Source organism: Ectopseudomonas composti, assembly GCF_900115475.1.
Classification (GTDB): Bacteria; Pseudomonadota; Gammaproteobacteria; order Pseudomonadales; family Pseudomonadaceae; genus Aquipseudomonas; species Aquipseudomonas composti.
This window is the reverse complement of the sequence record NZ_FOWP01000001.1, coordinates 1-19,436: the sequence shown is the minus strand read 5'-3', so window position 1 is coordinate 19,436 and position 19,436 is coordinate 1. Positions and strand designations below refer to the sequence as shown.

The following is a 19,436-nucleotide window of genomic DNA, read 5'->3' as shown; positions in this document are numbered from 1 at the left end:
TCTCTATTCATGGCTGGCTGACCTGCAGGGCGGCCTGCTGCTGCAGGACGATGCCGCGGGCATCGCGCTCTTCGCGCAGCAGGCGTTGGCCTTCGGCCAGTTGTGCCGGGGTCAGGCTCTCGGCCACCGCATGCGCCAGCTCAAGGGTCGGCGGCGTGTTGCGTGGCAGGGCCAGTTGGCTGAATACGTAGGCGTTGACCGGGTTGGGTTTGACCCCACGGCCCTGGCTGAACATCTGCGCCAGAGCGAAGTCGGCGCTGAGCTGGCCGGCGCGGGCGGCGCTGAGCAGGTGATCAAGTGCCTGCTGGGCATAGACCTCGCCGAGGTAGCCGCGCAGGTAGATCTGCCCCAGGTAGTAATTGGCGCTGGGCTCGCTGGGGGCGGCCTTGCGCAGATGTTCTTCGGCCTTCTTCGGCTGCTGCGGCAGCAGCTTGCCTTCGTAATACAGGCGCCCGAGCAGCAATTCGGCACGCGGCAGGGCGGCTTCGCGGCCCTTGTCCAGGTAGCCGAGCAGCGTGTCGGTATCGCCTTGCCCTGGATAGTCATAGAGCAGGCGCGCCAGGCTGACCCAGGCCGCTGGATAGCTCGGCGCGATGGCTTCGAGCAGGTCTTGCGCCAGCTGCGGTTGCGGCTGGCCCAGCTCCGGGTCGCTGAGGACCTGGGCCACGGAGTCGACCTGGTTGGGCGAAACGCTGCCAGCGCGGTAACCCGCCAGCAGTTGCTCGATCAGCGCCTGGCGGTCGTCTTCGCGGTTCTGCTTCTGGTAGACGGTGGCCAACTCGGCGTAGCAGGCGTCGTTGCTGGCCAGGCGCGCCTGACAGATGCGCTCGATTTCACCCAGGTGTTGGTCGTAGGTGCCATCGGTGCGGTACAGAAGAATCTGCGCCAGTTCTGCCTGCGGCAGACCCTGCTGGCGCCAGTCGTGGATACGTTGCGCGAGGTTCATGGCGGGAAAGTCCTGTGGGTAGAACAGGTAGAGTTCGGTCAGCGGCAGCAGCGCGCTGGGCTCGCGAGCCTGTGCTGCGCTCTCCAGCAACTCGGCGGCCTCCTGGCGCTCCGCCAGAGTGCTGCCGGGCTTGCGCGCCAGCAGCTTGCCCAGGCGCGCTTCAGCGCGCGGCGAACCGTCCAGGGCCTGGCGGTAGATGCGCTCGGCCTCGTCCAGGTCCTGGGTCTGGCCATTGGCGGCGTAGATATCGGCCAGGCCGATCTGCGCGTCGCTGTAACCCATCTCGGCGAGCTGGCGGAAATGCCACTCGGCCGTCTGCTGGTCGCCACTCTGCAAGGCTTCGCGGGCCAGGCGCTCATCCGGCAGGCCGGCGCAACCGGCCAGCGTGGCGCTGACGACGAGGCCGAGCAGGGCAGGGCGAAGAAGGGGCATGCTCACGGCGATCTCCTTATCGACCTGCCGCGACGGCGCGATCGACCAGCCAGTTCAGCGATGGGCCACGGTCGATGACCACGTCCACCGGTTGTCCGGCGAGGCTGGCCGGCAGGGTTTCTTCGGGCTGGATCACCACGCGGATGTCCGAGCTCAGGCCGCCGTCATGCAGCGTGCTGCTGACGATCTCGCCACGACGTGCCTGGTCTTCGCCCGCGACCTTGAAGGTCACCGGCGTGCCGGGGCGTGCCTGCTCCAGATGGCGGTAAGGGAAGCTGGCGGCGACGGTGGCGATGCCGTCTTGTGGCACCAGTTCGAAGATCACGTCGCCCTTGCTGGCGAACTGGCCGTCGGCCACCAACTGACGGGAGATCTTGCAGTTGCACGGGCTGGTCAGGGTGCCCTGCATCTCGCGGGCGAACAGCGCTTCGATCTGGCTCGGCTCGAGCTGGTCATCGCCCAGGTGGCCCTTGAGCATTTCCAGCATGCTGGTGGTGAAGGTGGCGATCGGTGCGCCTTTCTCGACGATGCCATCGGGCTGCGCCAGGCTCTGCACGCTGCCTTCACGCGGCATGGTCACCTGCAGTGCCGGCAGGCTGATCTGCGCCGACTGCGCATGCGTGACGAAGTACAGGCCGTAGATCGACTTGCCGATGTAACCGAAGGCGGCCAGGCCGATAAGGAAGATCGCGCCGCTGAAGGTCACCGCGCGCAAGCGGCCGAACATACCCATGCCGCCACCGCTGCCGTTCTTGCGCGCCTTGGTGAAGTTGTCGCGCTGGAGGATGTGCAGCACCTCGCCGACGTTGACCAGCTCGCCGGCCAGGTGGCTGCTGATCAGGTGGCGCAGAGCCGCGGTCTCGCGGGCGCCGACGCCATGGAACTGGCAGCCGATGCGGTTGTGCTCGGGCTGCACCGAGTTGACCTGAAACTCGACGTCCAGGCCCAACACCAGGCTGTCGAGCTGGAACTGCAGTTGGCCGCGATGGAAGTCACCGACCTTGTGCGTGGTCTTTTCGTTGGTGAAGCTGAAGCCGCCGGCAGAGACATCCTGCAGGCGCGCATCGATGCGTTCGCCCTTGGCATTGGTGAAGCGCAAACGCCCTGGCAGCTTGACGCGGGCATGCTGGCGCTGGGCCTCGGACTCATGGACGACGTTGTGATTGGCGACGGAGTTCATGGTGGCTAATTCCTATTCGAGTACGGTCACACCAGCGCCAGCAGCGCGGCGATGAAGACAGAGGCGGCAGAGAAAGTCATGGCACGCGACGACCAGCTGTTGAACCAGTTGGCGAAGCTGGACAGGCCACGGTTGAGCTTGGTGTTCTGGCGCGTCCAGGATTGCTGGTCGAGGCGGAAGAACACGTAGATCTTCACCAGCGCGCCGACGATCTGGTTGTAATAGAGCAGCGCCGGGTAGGCCGGGCCGATGCGATGCCCGGAGAGCATCAGCAGCAATGTCAAAACCAGGCGTGTGCTGCCGATCCACAGCAGGTAGATCAGCAGGTACATCAGGCTGTACTTGACGCTGGCGATGATCGCCACGCATAGGCCCAGCAGGCAGGTCCACATGGATACGCGCTGGTCGAACAGCACCAGGCTGGTGAAGGCGCCAAGGCGACCCATGCCCAGACGCAGGGCGCGCGAGTTCTGCCGCAGGTTGTTGCCGTACCAGCGGAACATCAGCTTGCGGCTGGCCTTGATGAAGCTCTTTTCCGGCGGGTGCTCGACCGTGTTGATGGCGGCGTCCGGCACGTAGAAGGTGTCGTAGCCCAGGCGCATCAGGCTGTACCAGCTGGACTTGTCGTCACCGGTGAGGAACTGAAAGCGGCCGAGGCGCCAGTGTTCCAGGTGATCGCTTTCCACGTCGCGGATGAACTCGGGGTCGGTCACCACGCTGGCGCGGAACACCGACATACGCCCGGTCATGGTCAGCACGCGCTTGGAAAGTGCCATCGAGCACATGTTGAGGTGGCGCTGGGCGAAGCGCAGCTTGTGCCACTCGCTCATCAGGTAGCTGCCGCGTACCTCGCAGAACTCGTTGGTGGTCAGCCCGCCGACGTTGGGGAAGAGCTTGAACCAGGGTACGGTCTTCTTCACCACGTCTGCTTCGAGCACGGTGTCGCCGTCGATCACCGCCACCACCGCATCGCGGTCCGGCATCTGCCGGGAAATGGCGCGGAAACCATGGGCCAGACCATCGCGCTTGCCGGTACCGGGAATGCGTACGATGTCCAGGCTGACATGCGCCGGCGGCTCGGCCTGGGCCCAGAGGTTCTTGATCAACAACTCGTCGGAGAGCTCGACGATTGAGCACACCACCGTGCAGGGGTAACCGCAGTCTATGGCTTCGCGAATCACCGAGCGGTAGACCATGGCGGTGGTCAGCGCCTCGATGCGAAAGCTGGTGACCAGCAGATACACATGAGAGGGGTCGGCGTCCTTGCCGAGTTTTGTAACCTTGCGGCGATACCAGGGGTACACCAGGTAAAGGAACAGGCAGCCGCGCACGAAGTGCATGGCCCCCATGGAATAGCGCCAGATGCCGACGATGCCGATGAGCAGGAGGAAGTCCCGCGACTCGGGGTCGAACACCGTGCGTGGCAGGGCCAGTGCCAGCAGCATCAGCAGGCTGAGATAGAGCATCCAGCCGCTGGCTTGGTTGAGGCCGTTCTTGAGCTTGTCCATATGCGTCTCCGAGTACCTGCACGCGCTGGGCGTGCAGGTACGCTCGGGCCCTTACCAGCAGATGCCTTCGGCCACGCCGTTGCTGGCGTGGGGCATGAAACCGACCAGGTCGATCACTCGCTTGCCGCTTGGCGCCTGTTCGGCGAGCTTGGCGAAGCGCTCGTCGCTGTTGCCCAGGACGATGATGTCGGCCTTGGCCACCACGTCTTCGAGGTCACTGTTGAGCAGCGAGGAAACGTGCGGAATCTTCGACTCGATGTAATCCTTGTTGGCGCCGTGGACGCGGGCGTACTCGACGTTGCGGTCGTAGATGCTCAGGTCGAAGCCCTTGCCGATGAGCATTTCCGCGAGTTCCACCTGTGGGCTTTCGCGCAGGTCATCGGTGCCGGCCTTGAAGCTCAGGCCGAGCAGGGCGACCTTGCGCGAGTCATGGCTGGCGATGATGTCGAAGGCCTTCTGCACCTGGGCGGCGTTGCTGCGCATCAGCGAGCCGATCAGCGGCGCGTCCACGTCCAGGCTGCCGGCGCGGTAGTTCAGGGCGCGCACGTCCTTGGGCAGGCAGGAGCCGCCGAAGGCGAAGCCGGGCTTCATGTAGTACTTGGAGAGGTTGAGTTTGTGATCCTGGCAGACCACGTCCATCACCTCGCGACCGTCGACGCCGACTGCCTTGGCGATGTTGCCGATCTCGTTGGCGAAGGTGACCTTGGCGGCGTGCCAGACGTTGCAGGTGTACTTGATCATCTCGGCGACTTCGATGTCCTTGCGGATGATCGGCGCGTCGAGCTCTTCGTAGATGCTGGCCAGCAGGTCACCGGAGGCGGTGTCCAGCTCACCGATGACAGTCATCGGCGGGAAGTCGTAGTCCTTGATCGCGGTGCTTTCGCGAAGGAACTCGGGGTTCACCGCCAGGCCGAAATCGACGCCAGCCTTCTTGCCCGAGCAGTCTTCGAGAATCGGCAGTACCACGTTCTTGGCGGTGCCCGGCAGCACGGTGCTGCGTACCACCACGGTGTGGCGCTCGTTCTTGTCGCGCATGGCCATGCCGATCTCGCGGCACACGCCTTCGATGTAGTTCAGTTCAAGGTCGCCGTTCTTCTTGCTCGGCGTACCGACGCAGATGAACGACACATCGCTTTCCAGAACGGCAGCAGCGACATCGGTGGTGCCACGCAGGCGACCCTGACGCAGCCCCTGTTGCAGCAGTTCTTCCAGGCCCGGTTCAACGATGGGCGATTTGCCGTTATTGATCAGGTCGATCTTGTTCGCGGAGATATCCACGCCAATCACGTCGTGACCCCGTGCCGACAAACAGCCGGCACAAACAGCACCTACATAACCCAAACCAAAGATACTGATTCGCATGGTATTAACCTCGTCCGTTCGATGCAGTTTCAAATACTGGCCATTTGGCCAAAACTAATCCGTGAACTTGCTGTTTTAAGGTAAGCAAGTTCATTCAGGCATAAGTAGAGTGGGCACCGGAAGTGGCACCAAGTGCGGGCCTTTATATAAGCAGGTGGCCCTTTGATATGTTTGCTTTGGCCTTGCTTGAGGCCTCTATCGCGGTACTGTGGCGGGTTGCTATATCTCCATTTGAAACGCGCTAACTTTCGTTGGGGTGAAGCTGTCCGGCGAAAGTTAATTCGCTATCTGGCAGGTTCAAGTGTTCAGAAAGTTATGTATTGAAATGTGTTACGGGCTGTATGAGTGGCGGCCCTTTCGGATAGTTCCTACCGTTCGTCCTGAAGCTGAACCGGAGCTGAACGACTAATTTGATTGCAATATAATGGCAAGTTGCAAAATGCATGATGGCAATATGTTCATTAATAGGCTTGAAACTATCGGATAACTAAGTGGTGCAATAAGTTCGCGAAGAAGTGCAGTTGCGCTGAAAGTGTGACGCCCAGCAGGTTTTCAGGTGCAGGCATGTGGTCGCAGGAACCACGGGCAAGCGCAACGCTCGCGCTGCAGCGAAGCGGCAGGCGAGAGAGAGGCGGAAGAGGGCAAGCGCAGCGGCCAAGCCCATGCGGCAACCGATGAGCGGTGCATGGGCTTGGCTGGAGGAGGGGTCAGTCTTGCGGCTGGTCGCGCAGGAAAACCAGGCTGTCGGCTTTGGAATGCTCGGCCGAATAACGGTAGCCCTGATAGTTGAAGTCCTTCAGGCCTTCAGGGTTGGTCAGGCGCTCCTTGATCACGTAGCGCGCCATCAGGCCGCGGGCCTTCTTGGCGTAGAAGCTGATGATCTTGTACTGGCCGTTCTTCAGGTCCTTGAACTCGGTGTCGATGAGGCGTGCGTTCAGTGCCTTGCGCTTGACTGCGCCGAAGTACTCATTGGAGGCCAGGTTGAGCAGCACGTCATCGCCCTGGGCAGCCAGCGCTTCATTCAGCCAGCCGCTGATGCGCTCGCCCCAGAAGGCGTACAGATCCTTGCCGCGGCCGTTGGCCAGTTTGGTGCCCATTTCCAGGCGGTAGGCCTGCATCAGGTCCAGCGGGCGCAGCACGCCATACAGGCCGGAGAGCATGCGCAGGTGAGTCTGGGCGAAGTCGAAGTCGTCTTCGGAGAAATCCTCGGCATTGAGCCCAGTGTACACGTCGCCCTTGAACGCCAGCAGCGCCTGCTTGGCGTTGGACGGGTTGAACGGCCGTTCCCAGCTACCGAAACGCGCGGCATTGAGGCCGGCAAGCTTGTCCGACAGATGCATGAGCTCGGCGATCTGCGCCGGGCTGAAGTCGCGCAGTTGCTCGATCAGTTCCTGGGCGTGGTCGAGGTGCTCGGGTTGGGTGAAACGAGGGGTAGCGGGCGGCGTCTCGTAGTCGAGGGTCTTGGCCGGTGAAATCACCATCAGCATGTGCGGAGTCTCCAGAAAGCGTGACGGCGATTCTAGAGGTCAGGGGGCGGCAAGACCACCTATCGGGGCGATTGAGAGGAACAGATTCGCGGCTGTTGTAGGAGCGAGCTCTGCTCGCGAATGAACCGATTCTGACGGCAGATTGGTGGCGACGCGAATGGGTGCCTTGCACCTGATTGGCGCGGTGTGCTGCAAGTGGGGGCGGGTAAGCGAGGCGGGTTACAGCAGGTAGGACTTCGGACTTTAACGGGGAGCTGGCGACACGCCAAGCACTATCTGTTGCGTCTGCAAATAAACCTGCATGGCGGAAAAAAAACGTTTTTCTGTCATGTGAATTGGAGTAATAAAAAAGCAAGACCGCCGAAACCTGCAGACAGGTGGCGGCCATTGGCCCTCACCTTGCTTGCCACCTTTCGGCCCCGACTTGAAAAAGTCGGCGGTCTCTGTCCGGCGCAGCACCGCCCAGGTATTGCGTCGCCTGGCTACTACAAGAAGGTGACCGAGTATGGATGACCACGGACGCTCCAAGCCCACCGCTCCAACCCTCTACGCCCTCGACACCAATGTTCTGATCCACGATCCCAACGCCTTGCTCAACTTCGAAGAACACCACGTCGCCATCCCGATGACGGTGTTGGAGGAACTCGACAAACTGAAGTCCGGCAAGCATGGCGTCGCCGCCGAATGTCGCCAGGCCATCCGCCTGATCGATCAGATTCTCGCCGGCGCCGAACCCGAGGACGTCGAGTACGGGGTACCCATCCAGCGCGGCAAGAGCGGCCCTTGCGGTCGTCTTTCCATTCTCATGAGCAAGAGTGCGGCGCCGGTCACCTGGTTACCGGAGAACCTCAACGACAACAAAATCATCAACCAGTTGGTGGAACTGAAATCACGCAACCCGGGCCTGTCCGTGGTGCTGGTGACCAAGGACATCAACATGCGCCTGAAGGCGCGTGCCTGCGGGATCGACGCTGAGGACTACCACACCGACCAACTGGTCGATGACGTCTCGCTGCTGTCGAAGGGGTATCACGACATGCCCGGCTCGTTCTGGGATCGCGTGAGCAAGGTCGACACCCGTCAGGACCACGGCCGTACCTGGCACCGCGTGCAACTCACCGACAACCTGCCGGCCGTGCACGTCAACGAGTTCATCCTCGATGAGCAGGGCTTCGTCGGCTGGATCAAGGCGATCAAGGGCGACGAACTGGTGATCCTCGACATGCACCAGGAGCCGCTGCTGCATCAGGAAGCCTGGGGCCTGAAACCGCGCGACATCCATCAGGCGCTGGCGCTGTTCGCCTTGCTCGACCCGGACATCCACCTGGTCAACCTGTCCGGCGCCGCCGGCTCGGGCAAGACCATCCTGGCGCTGGCTGCGGCCATCGAACAAACCATGGTCAGCAAGCGTTATCGGCGCATCATCGCCACCCGCAGCGTGCAGGGGCTGGATCAGGAGATCGGCTTTTTGCCCGGTACCGAAGCGGAGAAGATGGAGCCTTGGCTCGGCGCGATTACCGACAACCTCGAAGCGCTGCATATGGAGGACGAGAGCACCCACGGCAGCGTCGACTACATCCTGCAGAAGGTGCCGCTGCAGTTCAAATCGCTCAACTACATCCGCGGGCGCAGCTTCCAGCAGAGCCTGATCCTCATCGACGAATGCCAGAACCTCACCCCGCACCAGATGAAGACCATCATCACCCGTGCCGGTAACGGCTCGAAGGTGGTGTGCCTGGGCAACCTGGCGCAGATCGACACCCCCTACCTGTCCGCGCCCAGCTCGGGCCTGACCTACCTCACCGAACGCTTCAAGGACTTCCCGCACGGCGTGCACATCACCCTGCAAGGCGTACCGCGCTCGATCCTCGCGGAGTACGCGGAAACCCATATGTAACCCCCAGCTGTTAAACACTGGCGCCCCTGCTCGCAAGAGCAGGGGCGTTTTAGTCTGCATCAAAGAATCTCTACAGGTCCCGTGGGAGCGGCTTCAGCTGCGATGATCGCGGATAAATCCGCGCCTACAGTTATGTAGCCGGATGCAGTCAGTAGCCCGGATGAAATCCGGGGATTTTTGCCGCTCTGGCCCCGGACTTCATCCAGGCTACGAAATCCTGACTTGCAGGTTTACAATCGGCCGATTACCGCCAGGAGCTTTCCCGTGCTGACCCATCTCGATTCCCAAGGCCGCGCGCACATGGTCGACGTCACCGACAAGGCGACCACCTTCCGCGAAGCCACCGCCGAAGCGCGCGTGCGCATGCTGCCCGCCACCCTGCAGATGATCGTCGCTGGCGAGCATCCCAAGGGCGACGTGTTCGCCGTGGCGCGCATCGCCGGCATCCAGGCCGCGAAGAAAACCAGCGATCTGATCCCCCTGTGCCACCCGCTGATGCTCACCGGCGTCAAGGTCGAGCTGCGTGCCGAGGGCGATGACAGCGTGCATATCACCGCGCGCTGCAAACTGTCGGGGCAAACCGGTGTCGAGATGGAAGCACTGACGGCCGCCAGCGTCGCTGCGCTGACTATTTATGACATGTGCAAGGCCGTGGATCGCGGCATGGTCATCGAGCAAGTACGCTTGCTGGAGAAGCTCGGCGGCAAGAGCGGTCACTACAAGCTGGAGGAGCAAGCATGATCCGAGTGCAGTATTTCGCCCGCTACCGTGAAGCCCTGGGCCGTGACGACGAACAACTCAGCGGTGACTTCGCCACCCTCGACGACCTGCGCCTGCACCTGGTGGCCCGTGGTGACGAATGGGAAGTGCTGGGCGAGCAGAACCTGATGTGCGCACGCAATCAGGAACTGTGCAGCCTCGACGAACCACTGGCCGAAGGCGATGAAGTGGCCTTCTTCCCCACCGTGACAGGCGGTTGATACCGGTGTAGGAGCGGCCGTGCGGCGTTCCGCTTCAACCTGTAGGGTGGGCCGGGCGGCGTTCCGTTTCAGCCCACCAATTATTCCGCCGACCGCAGCTCCCAGCGAACGAGACGCCCATGACCATCCGCGTACAAAGCCAACCCTTCGATCCCGGCACCGAGCTCAACGCCCTGCATGCCGCCAACCTTGGTATCGGCGCGGTGGTCACCTTCGTCGGCTACGTGCGCGATTTCAATGAAGGACGCGAAGTCGGTGGCATGTTTCTCGAACACTTCCCAGGCATGACCGAAAAGGCCCTGGCCAGGATCGCCGAGGAGGCGCGCGAGCGCTGGCCGCTGTTGGGCATCGAGATCATCCACCGTATTGGCCGCCTGGAGCCGGGCGAGCCTATCGTCTTCGTTGGTACCAGCAGCGCCCATCGGCAGGCGTCGTTCGATGCCTGCAACTTCATCATGGATTACCTGAAGACCCGCGCGCCGTTCTGGAAGAAGGAAGACACCAGCCAAGGCCCGCGCTGGGTCGAAGGCCGCTGCAGCGACCAGAGCGCCGCCGAGCGCTGGCAACGCCCGTAGGGTGCGCCGCGCGCACCGGCTCTTCGCAACACTGTGCCGAATGAATCGCGACACCATCAATATCGTCCGGTGCGCATGGCGCACCCTACGCTGACCTGAACCCTACGCCAGCGCCAGATGCACCCGCAGCGCAATCGGCACCAGCATCAGCAATACGCCCAGGCCCAGCACGCGTACGCCCCATTCGTGCTCGCGGAAGTTGAAGCCGACGCCCAGCAGCAGAAAACCGCCAATCAGCAGCATCAACATCAGGTGATAGTGGTCCATGGCTCTTCTCCACTTCGCTGTCCTGATTACAGCCTAGTCCTTCCGTCCGGGTTGGGGGCTGACCTGGGGCAATGAATGCCTGACTCGATTGGCGACAAAGGGCGTCTCGATTGGTCGCTGTCTGGCGTCATGGCCTGCTCCATACTGTGCGCAGTCATCGTCAAGGATCGTCCATGCGCCTGTTCCCCTCACTCCTGCTCGCCGGCCTGTTGGCCGCCACGCCGCTGGCCGCTGCCGAGCGCAGTTTCACCATCCTGCACAGCAATGACTGGCAGTCGCGCCTGCTCGGTTTCGGCCCCAACAACGAATACACCCCGGCAACGGTGAACGATGACGACACCGTCGGCGGCGTCGCACGGCTGGCCACCTTGTTGAATGAGCGCCGCGCGGCCGCCGGCGAAGAGCCCCTGCTGCTGCTCGACGGCGGCGACTTCACCATGGGCACGCTGTTTCACACCATCGCCCGCGAGATGGGCAGCGAACTGCGCCTGATGAGCGAGCTGGGTTACGACGCCGCAGTGATCGGCAACCACGAATTCGACTTCCGCCCGGCAGGCCTCGCCGCGATGATCAGCGCCGCGCACAAGGCCAAGGGCGACGCACTGGTACCGCTGCTGTCGAGCAACATGCGTTTCGATCCGGCCAGCAAGGCCGACGACAGCCTCCAGGCGCACGCAGACGCCGGGCGCATCCTGCCGTACAAGCTGATCGAACGCGGTGGCATCCGCTTCGGCCTGTTCGGTCTGCTCGGCAACGACGCCGTGGCGGTCAGCCCGATGATCAAGCCGCTGACCTTCGCCGACCCGGTCGCCACCGCCAAGGAAACCGTGGCCAAGCTGCGTGAGGAGGGCGCCGAGGTGGTTATCCTGCTGTCGCACATGGGCGTCACCCAGCAGGCCGATGGCGGTTGGCGCGGCGAGGAAGTGGAACTGGTCGAACAGGTGCCGGGTATCGATATCGTCGTTGGTGGCCACTCGCATGTGGCGCTGCCGCAGCCGGTGCTGGTCAATGGGCACACCCCGGTGGTGCAGGCCGGTTCGGAAATCCAGTACCTCGGCGAACTGCGCATGACCCTCGGCGACGACGGCGTGCCGCGTGTGCGCGACTACCGCCTGCATCCGGTCAACGACCGCATCGTTGGCGACGCGGCCATCACCGCCAAGGTGGAAGACTTCAAGCAGGTGGTCAGCGAGCGCATGCTCACGCCCAAGGGCTATCGTTTCGACCAGCAGCTGGCCAAGGTCGACCAGAGCCTGGGTCGCGATTTCACCGACCAGACCCTGGCCAACCTGGTGACCGATGCGCTGCGTCATGCGGTCGATGCCGACCTGGCTTTCACCGGCAATGGCACTATCCGTGACGACCTGCTCAAGGGGCGCAACGGCGTGCAGGACGTCTCCGACCTGTTTCGCATCGCCCCGCTGGGTATCGGCCAGTTCGACGACGAACCCGGCTACCCGATGATCAAGACCTACGTCAGCGCGCGCGAAATCAAATCGCTGTTGGAGGTACTGCTGCTCGCCTATCAACTGCGCGACAGCCAGAGCTACTACCCGCGGGTGTCCGGTGTGCGCTTCACCTACAACCCCTGGCGCGTACCGTTCGACCGTGTCAGCCGCATCGAGATTGGTGATGCGGTCAACGGCTATCGCGACCTGGATCTCGACGACACGCGCCTCTACAGCATCGGCGCCACCAGCTACGTCGGCAGTTTCACCTGGCTGGTGCCGGAACTGACCAAGGGCCTGCTCGAGGTGATCCCCAAGGACGCCGAAGGCCGTCCACTGCCGCGTATCGAAGACGCCATCGTCGATCAGGACCCGGACAAGGAGGGCGTGCAGGAACTCAAGGAGTGGCAGGCGCTGCTCGACCATATCCGCAGCCTGCCGGATCTCGACGGCGATGGCCTGGCCGATATTCCTACCACCGGCGTGGCGGCCGAAGAACGCATGATCCGCGCGCCGAGCCTGCACCCGGTCGAGATGTTCCGCCTGGCTGGGCCGATGCAGTGGGGCGCCAGTGCGGTGATCCTCGCCGGCGTATTGCTGATTCTCTGGCTGCTGAGTCGTCCGCTGCGCCGCCGTCGCAGTCAGCCTTGACGGCGTAGGGGGCGCCGCGCGCACCGGGAATGCGTGCTACTCGCCCCTCACGCTCGCACCATGCGTCCATGTTTTTCTGCTCGTGCCGGCCTGAACGTCATGACGCCGTTGGGTTGGTGCGCCAGCTTGCCAAGCATTGCCTGCCTCCGTATGGTGCAAAGCCGACTGATTCGGAAGCTACGCAATGATCGCTCAGCACTGCCTGCTCGGTGACCGTGCTCAACCGTCCAACCCCCGCCCGGATAAAAGCCGCGCCTGCGCTGCGGTGCTCGCCCTATGAACGCACTCAATCATTCGCGCCCGCTGGCGCTGTTCGGTCTGCTGCTGGCCAACCTCTGCTGGTCCGGCAACGCCCTGGTGGCGCGCGCCTTCGCCGGTGAAATCGCGCCGTTCACCCTATCGTTCTGGCGCTGGTGCCTGGCTTTGGCGCTGTTGTTGCCCTTTGTCGCCATGCCGCTGTGGCGTCATCGCGCAGCCCTCTACCATGCGGGCTGGCGTTTGCTGGTGCTTGGCGGCCTGGGGATCGCCGGCTACAACTCGCTGCTCTACAGCGCTGCGCAGACCACCGCAGCGATCAACATTTCGCTGGTCAACACATGCCTGCCGCTGGTGACCTTCATCGGCGCCGGGCTATTGCTCAACGAATGGCCGGCGCGCCGCGCCTGGTGGGGCATGCTGGTGGCTGTGGCGGGGCTGGCGGTATTGATCAGCCATGGCCAGTGGAGCCGCATCACCAGCCTGTCGTTCAACCAGGGCGACCTGATCATGTTGCTGGCAGTGGTCGACTGGGCGTTGTATTCGCTGCTGCTGCGGCGCTGGGCGGCGTACCTGCAGCCGATTCCGCCGCTGGCGCTGCTGGGCGTGTTCATCCTGCTCGGCGTGCCGCTGATCCTGCCCTTCTATTTATATGAGCTGAGCCAAGGTGAGCACCTGGCGGTCAACGTCGCCAACCTCTCGGCCGTCGCCTACACCGCCGTATTCGCCTCACTGCTGGCCTACCTGGCCTGGAACCACGGTATCCGCGTGATCGGAGCGGCCAAGGCGGCGCTGACCAACTACGTCATGCCGGTATTCACTGCGTTGCTGGGCTGGGTGCTATTGAACGAGAGCCTGCAGGTCTATCACTGGCTGGGCGCCGCGATGATCTTCGGCGGTCTGCTGCTGGCTACGCGACCAGGCAAAAGCGCCTGAAAATACCCCCGATTAGCGTAACGCTGTTCACATAAGGTCCTGCGCGCTTTGCTCCCCTCTCCCATTTATGGGAGAGGGGTTGGGGGAGAGGGCTGAAAACGCCGTAAGTCTGCCGGCCACCCCCGTCGAACGTGGCTCGGGGGAGAGGATGCTAGTTCTTTCATTCCGGCTTCAACATCATGAAGGCCTCACCGCCTTCGCGGTCGTGCGTCAGGATGAACGGCTGCCCGGCGATCATCATCTTCACCGGCACCTTGCGCGGCACCGTGGTGCCGGCATTGATCGCCGCCGCACTCAGTAACTGACGAGTCAGGGTGTCATCCTCCTGCGCCTCGCTGGTCACCACGCATTCGTGGCTGACCTTCACCTGAATGCTCAGGCTCTTGTCCGCATTGAAGCCGATGGTGGCAAAGCCCATATCGGTCATCTCGGTGATGCCATGCTGGCGCGCAATGCGCCGCGCCTCGGCGAAGCTCGGCGCCGTCTGCAGGCAGATATCACGAAAGGCCTGCACCACCGGCGAAGTAACCGGCACCGGTGGTTGCGAACCCAGGTTGGCGCAGGCTCCAAGCAGGCCAACGCTGACAAGCAAGGCGAACTTTTTCATCGCATCAATCCTTAATGAAGAGGTGTTCAGGGTTGCTGGCAAAGATCATGCCCCAGCAACTGCGAGGCCAGCCCTTTGGCCAGATAGGTTTCCACCACGCGGCCATCGCCACACTCGGTCTTGTGGCCGATGGCGAAACCGATGGAAAGCACAACGAATAGCGCCAGGCCGATATTCTGGATGGGCGTCATGACAGGGCTCGTTTGGCGAACAATGGGGCAGGATGAAGAGGCGGGCAGGGGATGGCAAGTGTGCCAGTGCGCAACCCTGGCTTTGTCGGCGCGGCGAGCCAATACTGGCAACCACTGAAACAGGCAAGGGACTGTGCAATGAAGAAGCTGATCATCATTCTGCTGCTGGGCGCCGCCTTCTGGCAGTTCTACCTGAGCAAGCCCGGCAGCCCGATCATCAGCAACATCGCCAGCGATGGCTCGGTGATGGATAACCCGGTGGTCAGCCAGCCTAGTGCGTCCAGCTTCTCGATGGACAGCCTGCTCCCCTCACCCTCGCTCAACCAGCCTGCGGCCCAGGTGGCCAGCAAGCAGTATCGTTGCGATGGCCGCACCCACTGCTCGCAGATGACCTCCTGCGCCGAAGCCACCTTCTTTCTGCGCAACTGCCCCGGCACCAAGATGGACGGCGACAACGATGGCGTGCCCTGTGAAGGGCAATGGTGCGGGCGTTAAGGCAGGGTGATCGACATACCACTCAGCGCAACCTGGGCGATAAGCATCCAGACGACCGCACTGATGATGCCCAGCACGCTGTAGCCGACGACGATGCCAATCGCGATCTGCTTCCACAGCCCGGCGAAGCGGTTGGGTTCGTTGCGGTAATGCGTCGGCCTATCACGCTCCGCCCGCAGATCGTCGAAATCGTCTCTCGCTCTCAAGGTGCTCTCCTGGTTCATGGGCCAGCGCGCGGCGGCGCTGCAGCCTGCTGGGAGCGGATTTTCCGGCATCGCCCGACAGCCCCGCAAGCACCGTCCGAGCAGTTTGAAGGTGCGACGCAGGCTCAGAAACGAGCGATTCAGCGTGCCGCCACCCGCGAAGCCTAACCGCTTGATAAAACGTAAATTTATCGATGATCTGGGGTTGACAGCGGTAGGCGAGACGCGGAAAATGCGCGCCGTTGGCTACATAGCTCAGTTGGTTAGAGCGCAGCATTCATAATGCTGATGTCCCAGGTTCAAGTCCCGGTGTAGCCACCATATTTTTCAAAGGGTTAGCTTCGGCTAGCCCTTTGTCGTTTCTGGGGTAGTGACTACGAAGTGACTACACCCTGTCTACAGCGGCAGATCCTGGCTAGTTGCTCCAGGGATCTACCAAGGCAACGCCCAGCGTTTCGAAGTGGCGAATATTGCGAGTTGCGATCACGGCATCATGTAGCCGACCAATTGCAGCTATCTGCGCATCGGCCATATCAACCACCCGCCCTTTAGCCTCGGTTTCTGCGGCTATCTCTGCGTAGTGCACAGCGGCATCTGCATCGAACGGCAGGATGTTGCCCGCGAAGTCTTCATCGAACATGACCGAAGCTACATCGAGCAATCCTTGCTTGCGCTTACCGTCCGGCATCCTGGCAATGCCATAGAGAATTTCCGCAACGGTGATCGAGGTGATTACCAGATCCCCGGCAGGCTGAGCGTCAACCCACTCCAGAACCTGAGGGGCAGGCTTGGCACGCATGAGTTCCGACAGAACGTTGGTATCAAGCAGGATCATTAATCGAAGCTCGCTGCACGGGCTTTGGTTTTGCGCTCTGGCAATTCAAGGTCAGCCCCACCGACAGCGGCAAAGCGGGAGTGAATACGACTGCCCAAACCGCCACGCTTTTCTTGACGTGACAGAGCCTGCCGAATGATGAAACGGACTTCTTCTTCCATCGAGCGGCCATGGCTAGCCGCAACAATGCGGAGCTGAGCTTTCAAGTCGTCGTCGAGGTTTCGAATAGTGATAGCGGCCATGGCTACCTCCTGTGGATTCAGTGCAATCATTGATAGCATACATGCACGCAAGTTACACGCATACCACGGCATGACCGCTCTGGTTGAGAGGGGAGAGCCGTAGCGCCGACTCCAGATGATCAGGCGACAGGTGTGCATAGCGCATGGTCATCGTGATGGTGGAGTGCCCGAGGATGCGTTGCAGACCCAGGATGTCACCACCGCCCATCATGTAATGACTGGCGAAGGTGTGCCGGAGAATGTGGGTCATCTGGCCAGGAGTGTGGAAGCCGCAGCGCTGGTAAGCTGATCGGAATGCCGACCGGCAAGGCATGAACAATCGGCCATTTCCCGGCATCCCAACCTTTAACGCAATCTCTTCGACCTCTTTGGGGATCGGCACCGACCGGGACTGGCGGTTTTTGGTCCGGTGAAAGTGGGCCTTACCGCCGAACAGCGCACCGCGTGGCAGGGATTCCGCTTCATCCCATCGGGCGCCTGTGGCCAAGCAGATCAGCGCAACCGGATACGTATGGTTGTTGGTCGAGCGCTTGCACTCTTCAAGCAGTTGTTCGACCTGTTGCAAGGTCAGAAACGTCAGCTCGGTCTGGTCGGTCTTGATCTGGCGAACCTTGGCCAACGGGTTGTTGCCAGCCCAGGCACCCAGGCGGATCAGTTCGGAGAAGACCGCCGACAGGTAACGCTGTTCATGGTTGACGGTGTGCGGGCTGACGTCCTTGAGGCGTGTCTGGCGATAGCGTGCCCAGGCGAGGGCATCGAAGTTGGAGGCCATCGGATTGCCGAGGCGTTCGACCGTGGCGAGGGTGCGTGCAAGACGGTGCTTGGCATCCTTGAGCGAGCAGCCGTGCAGGTCATGCCAGAGCGTCACCAGATCCGACAGGCGATCGTCGAGCGGTCGACCGGTAGTGTTGAGGCTGGCGAAAAACTCAGACTCATAGCGCTGGGCTGCGGCCTTGGTCTTGAAACCCTTCTTACGAATACGACGACCCGAGCGACCGTTTTCGTAGAAATCAGCGGTCCAGGTGTTGCCGTCTTTCCTGGCCGTCATACAGCACGCCCCCAACGCACATGGCGTTCCTCCAGGATGCCTTTGATGTGCTTATACAGCCCGTCTTCATCCATGCCTTTTGCGGCGTAGTGGTCGCGAATGACCGGCCAACACTCCCATTCTTTTAGCCGGTAGAAAGCCTTTTTTGCGCCCACTCGCTCCCTAGCCAGCAGGCTGACGAAGTTTCCCAGGAATAACTCGACGTTCTTGCCCGAGAAGCCCCGCGAGGTCTTGTATTGGCGCTTGTACTCGGTTTCATCCACCAGGGAATCAACCGGCAGATCCACACGCACATCGTCACGGATCAGCGTCCAAATCGGTTCGAAGTAGCCAGGGCGAGCCAGCAGCTTGAACTGGCGCAGGCCATAGCGCCACAGGCCGTCTAGGTGCGGTGCAAAGGCGGCGTAGCTGTTGGTTTCGATGGTTTCGCCGCTGTGCAGATCAAACGAGCCCGAGGCGAATTGCTGGATCACAGAGTGGTGGTAACGCAGCTCGACACGCCACACGTCCTGTTCCGGGTTGTAGTTGTCCGGGTCGGCTTCGTCGAAGCTGTCGCGGCGTTTCCAGACACCTTCGCAGTAGTCGAGCTTGTCGATAGCTCGGGCTTGCTCGGTTTTGTTGTAGATCGCCAATTGGACGCCACCAGCGGAGCCGAACATGTAGGTTTCGCCACGTCCGTAGACGCTGCTTTTGGTGTCCCAGGTGATTTCCTTGATGCCGGAGATATCACGAGCGGATCGAGCGCGGCAGTGCATGCGGGCGACCAGATCAGCAGGGGGCGTCCAACCTTGCAGATCTAGCGCGAGGTGAACCGCGCACTGGTTGCGCTCAACGTTGGTCAGCACGTGGCTGGCGTAGTAGTCCAGACGCTCTTGCAGGCGCTCGGGCGAGAAAGTGTCGATGGCATGAGGTGACACTTCGATTTTGAGGTGTGGACCGATGTTCTCGATTTTGGCGTTGAAATTCTTGATGAGCAGGACGAACCCGAGGTCAGCGTTCTGCAGCTTGTACTGGTAGCCGGAATCCTTGCTGACGCGACCGGAGTGCCAACGCTGGCCAGCGAAATCGACGATGGTTCCTGGCTTCTCGAAGAGACACATGATTTCCGGGCGGATCAGGCCTCGATACAACTGGCGGACGGTATCGACGCTACAGGCCAGGATTCGAACGCTGGACAGATCCACGAAACCACCCGCCCGAGGATCACAGAACAGACGACTTTTCGGGTTCTCTTTCCCGGTCTCAATATCAATGCGGTAGTAGTCCTTTGGTGCGCTCATTCTCTGTATCTCTCTGGTGTAACGTGGTTACTGAAATTCGTTTATCTGACGTGTTACAGGGACGTCAGCGGCTTGCGCGCCGCTCGCTCCCTCTGAACTGAACCGCTCGCTCGCGTCGCGCTCACCGCCACGGCCTGGAGGGGTATTCGCTATCCGGTATTACCGTCACCGGCACCGGGGAGCGGATCGAAGGCAAGGGGCTGGAACTATCCGAGCGGATAGAGGCAGCTGCAGACATGCCGTTAGCTGCCTGTCGGTTGCCGCTGTTGTCTCGCTGCGGTGGCCGACCCCGGCACATGACATGCCCGGAGTACCCCATGGGGTGGCTGATATGGGCCATGCAGGGGCTGAGGATGCGCACGAGGTAGCCGAGCTGGCGAAGGTCTGCCAGGGATTGACCGAGCACCTGGCCATCGCTGTCGATCACGTCGAATAAGCCCAGCTCTCTGGGCTTGCCTTCGGCCTGGGTGGTCATCAGTGCTCGAACCGCAAAGGTACGCGGGGCGAAGGGGTGGTTCAGCTCACCAGCCAGAACATCAGGCGGCTGATTAACCAGAAGATCACCAGCAGCATCAGTGCGCGTATCAGCAGGAAGCGCAGGACTCGCCACA

General features: G+C 61.8%; 21 protein-coding genes and 1 tRNA gene. 8 read left to right on the top strand and 14 right to left on the bottom strand.

What is annotated here, in order from left to right; all coding sequences use genetic code 11:
- Positions 1 to 7: 7 nt before the first annotated feature.
- From algK to yaaA, 5 genes are all read right to left on the bottom strand, one after another.
- Positions 8 to 1,384: an alginate biosynthesis TPR repeat lipoprotein AlgK gene (gene algK / locus BM059_RS00100; protein WP_074935906.1), complete on the bottom strand. Its 1,377-nt coding sequence runs from the start codon at positions 1,382 to 1,384 to the stop codon at positions 8 to 10.
- A gap of 10 nt (positions 1,385 to 1,394) precedes the next feature.
- A complete protein-coding gene (locus BM059_RS00095; protein WP_074935904.1) occupies positions 1,395 to 2,558 on the bottom strand; it encodes an alginate biosynthesis protein Alg44 in 1,164 nt (387 codons plus the stop codon).
- A gap of 26 nt (positions 2,559 to 2,584) precedes the next feature.
- A complete protein-coding gene (alg8, locus tag BM059_RS00090) occupies positions 2,585 to 4,066 on the bottom strand; it encodes a mannuronan synthase (RefSeq protein WP_037005503.1) in 1,482 nt (493 codons plus the stop codon).
- Between the two features lie 51 nt (positions 4,067 to 4,117).
- Positions 4,118 to 5,428, bottom strand: coding sequence for a GDP-mannose 6-dehydrogenase (gene algD / locus BM059_RS00085; protein WP_037005505.1), 1,311 nt, complete (start codon positions 5,426 to 5,428; stop codon positions 4,118 to 4,120).
- A gap of 707 nt (positions 5,429 to 6,135) precedes the next feature.
- Positions 6,136 to 6,915 carry a peroxide stress protein YaaA gene (gene yaaA, locus BM059_RS00080; RefSeq protein WP_074935901.1) on the bottom strand — a complete coding sequence of 260 codons (780 nt, stop codon included), beginning with the start codon at positions 6,913 to 6,915 and terminating at the stop codon, positions 6,136 to 6,138.
- A 505-nt stretch (positions 6,916 to 7,420) separates the two neighbouring features.
- Here yaaA and BM059_RS00075 point away from each other — a divergent pair.
- The 4 genes from BM059_RS00075 (at position 7,421) to moaE (ending at position 10,367) form a co-directional block, all read left to right on the top strand.
- On the top strand, positions 7,421 to 8,812 hold the full coding sequence (locus tag BM059_RS00075; RefSeq protein WP_037005508.1) for a PhoH family protein: 1,392 nt from the start codon (positions 7,421 to 7,423) through the stop codon (positions 8,810 to 8,812).
- A gap of 264 nt (positions 8,813 to 9,076) precedes the next feature.
- Positions 9,077 to 9,553 carry a cyclic pyranopterin monophosphate synthase MoaC gene (gene moaC / locus BM059_RS00070; RefSeq protein ID WP_003459465.1) on the top strand — a complete coding sequence of 159 codons (477 nt, stop codon included), beginning with the start codon at positions 9,077 to 9,079 and terminating at the stop codon, positions 9,551 to 9,553.
- Entirely contained in the window at positions 9,550 to 9,792 is a 243-nt protein-coding gene (locus BM059_RS00065; protein ID WP_037004723.1) for a MoaD/ThiS family protein, read from the top strand. The genes moaC and BM059_RS00065 overlap by 4 nt, the downstream gene beginning before the upstream one ends.
- A gap of 119 nt (positions 9,793 to 9,911) precedes the next feature.
- Complete coding sequence (gene moaE, locus BM059_RS00060) at positions 9,912 to 10,367, top strand: molybdopterin synthase catalytic subunit MoaE (RefSeq protein WP_037004721.1); 456 nt, start codon at positions 9,912 to 9,914, stop codon at positions 10,365 to 10,367.
- Between the two features lie 102 nt (positions 10,368 to 10,469).
- On the opposite strand, the gene BM059_RS25350 is transcribed toward moaE, so the two are convergent.
- Positions 10,470 to 10,634, bottom strand: a complete 165-nt coding sequence (locus BM059_RS25350; protein WP_003459472.1) for a hypothetical protein — start codon at positions 10,632 to 10,634, stop codon at positions 10,470 to 10,472.
- A 173-nt stretch (positions 10,635 to 10,807) separates the two neighbouring features.
- Here BM059_RS25350 and BM059_RS00055 point away from each other — a divergent pair, with 173 nt between their 5' ends.
- Both BM059_RS00055 and BM059_RS00050 read left to right on the top strand, forming a co-directional pair.
- Entirely contained in the window at positions 10,808 to 12,733 is a 1,926-nt protein-coding gene (locus tag BM059_RS00055) for a bifunctional metallophosphatase/5'-nucleotidase (protein ID WP_074935899.1), read from the top strand.
- A 276-nt stretch (positions 12,734 to 13,009) separates the two neighbouring features.
- On the top strand, positions 13,010 to 13,924 hold the full coding sequence (locus BM059_RS00050) for a DMT family transporter (RefSeq protein ID WP_074935897.1): 915 nt from the start codon (positions 13,010 to 13,012) through the stop codon (positions 13,922 to 13,924).
- A 160-nt stretch (positions 13,925 to 14,084) separates the two neighbouring features.
- Here BM059_RS00050 and BM059_RS00045 read toward each other — a convergent pair whose 3' ends face one another.
- Together BM059_RS00045 and BM059_RS25345 are read right to left on the bottom strand one after the other, a co-directional pair.
- Entirely contained in the window at positions 14,085 to 14,531 is a 447-nt protein-coding gene (locus BM059_RS00045) for a hypothetical protein (protein WP_074935895.1), read from the bottom strand.
- A 26-nt stretch (positions 14,532 to 14,557) separates the two neighbouring features.
- Complete coding sequence (locus tag BM059_RS25345) at positions 14,558 to 14,722, bottom strand: hypothetical protein (protein WP_167364546.1); 165 nt, start codon at positions 14,720 to 14,722, stop codon at positions 14,558 to 14,560.
- 138 nt (positions 14,723 to 14,860) lie between these two features.
- Here BM059_RS25345 and BM059_RS00040 point away from each other — a divergent pair, with 138 nt between their 5' ends.
- Entirely contained in the window at positions 14,861 to 15,217 is a 357-nt protein-coding gene (locus BM059_RS00040; protein ID WP_074935893.1) for an excalibur calcium-binding domain-containing protein, read from the top strand.
- On the opposite strand, the gene BM059_RS00035 is transcribed toward BM059_RS00040, so the two are convergent.
- On the bottom strand, positions 15,214 to 15,441 hold the full coding sequence (locus BM059_RS00035) for a hypothetical protein (protein WP_074935890.1): 228 nt from the start codon (positions 15,439 to 15,441) through the stop codon (positions 15,214 to 15,216). The genes BM059_RS00040 and BM059_RS00035 overlap by 4 nt on opposite strands.
- Before the next feature lie 223 nt (positions 15,442 to 15,664).
- Between BM059_RS00035 and BM059_RS00030 the strand changes: the two genes are divergently transcribed.
- Positions 15,665 to 15,741: transfer RNA gene (locus tag BM059_RS00030), tRNA-Met, on the top strand.
- Between the two features lie 94 nt (positions 15,742 to 15,835).
- On the opposite strand, the gene BM059_RS00025 is transcribed toward BM059_RS00030, so the two are convergent.
- The 5 genes from BM059_RS00025 to BM059_RS00005 form a co-directional block, all read right to left on the bottom strand.
- Positions 15,836 to 16,255 (bottom strand): type II toxin-antitoxin system VapC family toxin, encoded by a 420-nt coding sequence (locus BM059_RS00025; protein ID WP_037003908.1) that lies wholly within the window; start codon positions 16,253 to 16,255, stop codon positions 15,836 to 15,838.
- A complete protein-coding gene (locus tag BM059_RS00020; RefSeq protein ID WP_017361254.1) occupies positions 16,255 to 16,497 on the bottom strand; it encodes a FitA-like ribbon-helix-helix domain-containing protein in 243 nt (80 codons plus the stop codon). Before BM059_RS00020 ends, BM059_RS00025 begins: the two co-directional genes overlap by 1 nt.
- Before the next feature lie 52 nt (positions 16,498 to 16,549).
- Entirely contained in the window at positions 16,550 to 17,545 is a 996-nt protein-coding gene (locus tag BM059_RS00015; RefSeq protein WP_074935887.1) for a phage integrase, read from the bottom strand.
- Complete coding sequence (locus BM059_RS00010; protein WP_074935885.1) at positions 17,542 to 18,825, bottom strand: hypothetical protein; 1,284 nt, start codon at positions 18,823 to 18,825, stop codon at positions 17,542 to 17,544. Before BM059_RS00010 ends, BM059_RS00015 begins: the two co-directional genes overlap by 4 nt.
- 121 nt (positions 18,826 to 18,946) lie before the next feature.
- Positions 18,947 to 19,300: a hypothetical protein gene (locus tag BM059_RS00005; RefSeq protein ID WP_074935883.1), complete on the bottom strand. Its 354-nt coding sequence runs from the start codon at positions 19,298 to 19,300 to the stop codon at positions 18,947 to 18,949.
- Positions 19,301 to 19,436: the final 136 nt, after the last annotated feature.

Excerpts from the sequence above, each read along its gene's own strand:
- BM059_RS25350 (WP_003459472.1), bottom strand. The coding sequence starts at position 10,634 with ATGGACCACTATCACCTGATGTTGATGCTGCTGATTGGCGGTTTTCTG.
- BM059_RS00015 (WP_074935887.1), bottom strand. The coding sequence starts at position 17,545 with ATGACGGCCAGGAAAGACGGCAACACCTGGACCGCTGATTTCTACGAA.
- moaE (WP_037004721.1), top strand. The coding sequence starts at position 9,912 with ATGACCATCCGCGTACAAAGCCAACCCTTCGATCCCGGCACCGAGCTC.
- BM059_RS00040 (WP_074935893.1), top strand. The coding sequence starts at position 14,861 with ATGAAGAAGCTGATCATCATTCTGCTGCTGGGCGCCGCCTTCTGGCAG.
- BM059_RS00045 (WP_074935895.1), bottom strand. The coding sequence starts at position 14,531 with ATGAAAAAGTTCGCCTTGCTTGTCAGCGTTGGCCTGCTTGGAGCCTGC.
- BM059_RS00025 (WP_037003908.1), bottom strand. The coding sequence starts at position 16,255 with ATGATCCTGCTTGATACCAACGTTCTGTCGGAACTCATGCGTGCCAAG.
- BM059_RS00050 (WP_074935897.1), top strand. The coding sequence starts at position 13,010 with ATGAACGCACTCAATCATTCGCGCCCGCTGGCGCTGTTCGGTCTGCTG.
- BM059_RS00020 (WP_017361254.1), bottom strand. The coding sequence starts at position 16,497 with ATGGCCGCTATCACTATTCGAAACCTCGACGACGACTTGAAAGCTCAG.
- alg8 (WP_037005503.1), bottom strand. The coding sequence starts at position 4,066 with ATGGACAAGCTCAAGAACGGCCTCAACCAAGCCAGCGGCTGGATGCTC.
- algD (WP_037005505.1), bottom strand. The coding sequence starts at position 5,428 with ATGCGAATCAGTATCTTTGGTTTGGGTTATGTAGGTGCTGTTTGTGCC.
- BM059_RS00010 (WP_074935885.1), bottom strand. The coding sequence starts at position 18,825 with ATGAGCGCACCAAAGGACTACTACCGCATTGATATTGAGACCGGGAAA.
- BM059_RS00005 (WP_074935883.1), bottom strand. The coding sequence starts at position 19,300 with ATGACCACCCAGGCCGAAGGCAAGCCCAGAGAGCTGGGCTTATTCGAC.
- BM059_RS00075 (WP_037005508.1), top strand. The coding sequence starts at position 7,421 with ATGGATGACCACGGACGCTCCAAGCCCACCGCTCCAACCCTCTACGCC.
- BM059_RS00095 (WP_074935904.1), bottom strand. The coding sequence starts at position 2,558 with ATGAACTCCGTCGCCAATCACAACGTCGTCCATGAGTCCGAGGCCCAG.
- BM059_RS25345 (WP_167364546.1), bottom strand. The coding sequence starts at position 14,722 with ATGACGCCCATCCAGAATATCGGCCTGGCGCTATTCGTTGTGCTTTCC.
- yaaA (WP_074935901.1), bottom strand. The coding sequence starts at position 6,915 with ATGCTGATGGTGATTTCACCGGCCAAGACCCTCGACTACGAGACGCCG.
- BM059_RS00055 (WP_074935899.1), top strand. The coding sequence starts at position 10,808 with ATGCGCCTGTTCCCCTCACTCCTGCTCGCCGGCCTGTTGGCCGCCACG.
- BM059_RS00035 (WP_074935890.1), bottom strand. The coding sequence starts at position 15,441 with ATGAACCAGGAGAGCACCTTGAGAGCGAGAGACGATTTCGACGATCTG.
- BM059_RS00065 (WP_037004723.1), top strand. The coding sequence starts at position 9,550 with ATGATCCGAGTGCAGTATTTCGCCCGCTACCGTGAAGCCCTGGGCCGT.